This window comes from Clostridium senegalense JC122 (genome assembly GCF_000285575.1).
GTDB classification, from domain to species: domain Bacteria; phylum Bacillota; class Clostridia; order Clostridiales; family Clostridiaceae; genus Clostridium_J; species Clostridium_J senegalense.
In genome coordinates this window covers 150,664-153,934 of the sequence record NZ_HE611051.1, presented here as the reverse complement: position 1 = coordinate 153,934, position 3,271 = coordinate 150,664, and the positions used below count along the sequence as shown (strand labels likewise).

Genomic DNA, 3,271 nt, shown 5'->3' with positions numbered 1-3,271 from the left:
TTTAAAAAATTAAAACAACTCTATATAAAGTGGAGAATTGTTTGTAACAACTCTCCACTTTATATTTGTGGTTATTTAATATATGATAATTTAATATGATTTAAAGATTTCTAATATATAAACATATAAATATATATCATAAATAAGTACATTTACTAATATATTAAGAGTATAACTACTAAAGTAAGGTGATGATATGAGTCATAGAAGCGTAATAGATGAGTATTATAAAGATATAACTAATTTAACTACACTACTAAATTCTACTAGTAATGCTTATAGATTATTAGTAGCTTCAGCAAATGATTATAATAATATGGCTCTTGCTAAAAAAGCTGAAGTTAAAGATGCGTTAAAAAGATCAAATGAATTAGGAAAAGTTATAGATAATATTATAGATTCATTAGATTATACAGTTAAGTGCTACAATAGATATATGAATACAAAATCAGATGCTATAGGGCAAATATCTAATAGTACTTTCGTTGGAATAGAGCTTGAAAATCAACTAAAAAGAACAGAATAGAAATACATAAAATTATAAAAAAAGCATGATTTAAATTAAATCATGCTTTTTAAGGTGTATGTAATTATTTCATTGGAATATGTAAATTTTTTTAATCTACATCAATTTTATAGGTTTAATATTAATTTTTTATCTCTTTTTTATTTGTAATTTACTAACCATAAGTCCAGAAAAAATAATCATTAATATTACAGAAAAAGACATTGGTGGTATATTATTTTCAATAAATAAAGCATATACTGCAATAAAACTCCCTGCTATTGTAATAGGTATACCAGTAAATACATTATTAAACGCAACTGTTGTATTATAACGAGCAAGCCTATAAGCACCAGCAACAGGAAATATTATTAGTGTAATATAACCTATCATACCTAATGAAGATAATTCACATAGTGTAAATATTAATAAAGAAGGAGCAACACCAAAAGAAACTAAGTCAGCTAAAGAATCAAGTTCTTTTCCTAAAGGGCTGTCTACTCCAAGAAATCTCGCCACTGTTCCATCATATCTATCAAATACCCCAGCTAATAATATAAGCGCTGCTGCAACTTTAAAATTACCTTGCATAGTAAATTGAATTGATAGAACACCACAAATCAAATTACCAAATGTAAGACTGTTTGGTATGAACGATTTTTGCATAAAATCACCTCTCGAATTGAATTGATTTTTAATGTAGAAAAAAGTCTATTAAAAATATTATAGCAAGGACTATTATACTATAAATAAATTTAAATTTATATATAATAAGATTTTAAATTTAAAATAAAAAATTTAAAATTTTGTAATACTCTTGAGAAAAGTATTAGTAAAGGTTAAAATTATACCGTGATAAATTATTTGAATTTAGAAAAAACTAATATTAAAAAATAGATGTGTTGTACATAAAAATAGAAAAGTGAAGATGGCTTAGAGGAGGATATTATGAAAAAAGTGAAATTTATTTATAATCCGTATTCTGGTGAAAATTCTATATTGGAAGAATTGGATACAGTTATTAGGATACATCAACAATATGGATTTGTCGTTGAGCCATATAGGATAGGAAGGGAAGAGCCTATATCTCAAGCTTTTGCTAATATAGATGAAAGTTTTGATTATATATTAATAGCTGGTGGAGATGGAACTATAGATTCTGTAGTGAATCAAATAAAAAAGAGAGATATTGATTTACCAATAGGAGTGTTACCAGTTGGGACAGCTAATGATTTTGCAAAAAATATTGTAGGAATGCCAGAAGATGTTGAAAAATCTTTATATCAAATACTAAATAGTAAAGAAAAATATTTGGATTTAGGAAAGGTAAATGATAAGTATTTTGTTAATGTAGCAAGTACAGGAATTTTTACAGATGTGTCGCAAAAGACGGATTTACATTTAAAAAATACGATGGGAAAAATGGCTTACTATATAAAGGGATTAGAAGAAATACCTAATATAAGAAAGTTAGGGGTAAAAGTTGAGTCATCAAATGTTACTTTTGATGGAACAATGTATTTAATGCTTATATTTAATGGTAAGACCGCAGGAAATTTAAGATTAGCACAATCCTCAGAAGCAGATGATGGTCTTTTAGATGTGATTATAATAAAAAGTGATATAATGAAAAATGCATTAAATAATTTGCTTATTATGCTTAAAAAAAGAGGTATATATGAAATGGATGGAGTAATGTGCTTTAAAACAGATGAATTAACAGTACATTGTGAAGAAGATATAGCTACAGATATAGATGGTGAGCCAGGTCCACAATTTCCACTAAGAATAACTTGTGAAAAAAAAGCAATTAAAGTGCTAGGTTATGCTTATGAAATATAGAAAAGCATCTCAAAATTAATTAGTAATTTTGAGATGCTTTTAATTTTAAAAATGATATAAATTGATTAGATTATATAAGTTGTCATAAGTAAATCTTAATTTCAATATAATTTATTAAAGAAATATAATTGCAAAATCAAAAGAATTTTAAATTAATTAGTTTATTTATTAAGAATATAAGAAAAAATTAAAAGTGATTTTTATAAAATAAATGAAGTTATAGTTAGGGGGAGAATATGGATTATATTTACTTAGGATTATTATTTACTATGATTTTATTGCTTTATGATGGTATAACAACATCCGTATGTTATGCACCTAAAAAAATAAAATATATAACGTTATGTGCACTTATATTAGTTTTGTTAAGATATATATCATTGATAGTACTTTTTGTAAATGAAAGACCATTATATTTATATATGTTAAAACCTATAATGTTTTTAGAAATTATATATATACCAATAATTGGATTTGTGGCAATATATATGTTATCAAGAAATGAAAAAATTAAATTAAGCTATTTTTATATATTATTGATTATTTTTACAGGCACTTATCTCTGGATAACAATAAAATCACCAATAAACACAAATATATCTGATATATATGGCTATATAATAACATTGAAGAAAGATTATGGTTTATATATAATTTTATCTATTATAAATACAATATATTTAATTGTATCAATAAAAGCTTATAGTTTTAAATATTCTAATAAAATAGGGATAATTTTTAGTATGATATCATCATTGACTATGATACTTACAATATTAATAAGTTTATTAGGAAGTTTTTTCTTTGGAGTGAAATTAATAGGGGAACTATTTTGGGTAACAACTTTAGTATATTCTTTATCTAAGTTTAAGAAAAAAGTTAAGATAAGTTATAAAAAATAAAACTGGATTTACCAGTTTTTAT

General features: G+C 24.1%; 4 protein-coding genes. 3 read left to right on the top strand and 1 reads right to left on the bottom strand.

The window, feature by feature from the left end:
* Positions 1-196 precede the first annotated feature (196 nt).
* Complete coding sequence (locus tag CSGHG_RS08970; RefSeq protein WP_010294299.1) at positions 197-526, top strand: hypothetical protein; 330 nt, start codon at positions 197-199, stop codon at positions 524-526.
* Between the two features lie 129 nt (positions 527-655).
* Here CSGHG_RS08970 and pssA read toward each other — a convergent pair whose 3' ends face one another.
* Positions 656-1,171, bottom strand: a complete 516-nt coding sequence (gene pssA, locus CSGHG_RS08965) for a CDP-diacylglycerol--serine O-phosphatidyltransferase (protein WP_010294298.1) — start codon at positions 1,169-1,171, stop codon at positions 656-658.
* 282 nt (positions 1,172-1,453) lie between these two features.
* Between pssA and CSGHG_RS08960 the strand changes: the two genes are divergently transcribed.
* Together CSGHG_RS08960 and CSGHG_RS08955 are read left to right on the top strand one after the other, a co-directional pair.
* Positions 1,454-2,347, top strand: coding sequence for a YegS/Rv2252/BmrU family lipid kinase (locus tag CSGHG_RS08960; RefSeq protein WP_010294296.1), 894 nt, complete (start codon positions 1,454-1,456; stop codon positions 2,345-2,347).
* 236 nt (positions 2,348-2,583) lie between these two features.
* Positions 2,584-3,249: a hypothetical protein gene (locus tag CSGHG_RS08955; protein ID WP_010294295.1), complete on the top strand. Its 666-nt coding sequence runs from the start codon at positions 2,584-2,586 to the stop codon at positions 3,247-3,249.
* Positions 3,250-3,271: the final 22 nt, after the last annotated feature.

What these genes read in the sequence shown, in the direction of transcription:
- CSGHG_RS08955 (WP_010294295.1), top strand. Translation starts at nt 2,584, where the DNA reads ATGGATTATATTTACTTAGGATTATTATTTACTATGATTTTATTGCTT.
- pssA (WP_010294298.1), bottom strand. Translation starts at nt 1,171, where the DNA reads ATGCAAAAATCGTTCATACCAAACAGTCTTACATTTGGTAATTTGATT.
- CSGHG_RS08970 (WP_010294299.1), top strand. Translation starts at nt 197, where the DNA reads ATGAGTCATAGAAGCGTAATAGATGAGTATTATAAAGATATAACTAAT.
- CSGHG_RS08960 (WP_010294296.1), top strand. Translation starts at nt 1,454, where the DNA reads ATGAAAAAAGTGAAATTTATTTATAATCCGTATTCTGGTGAAAATTCT.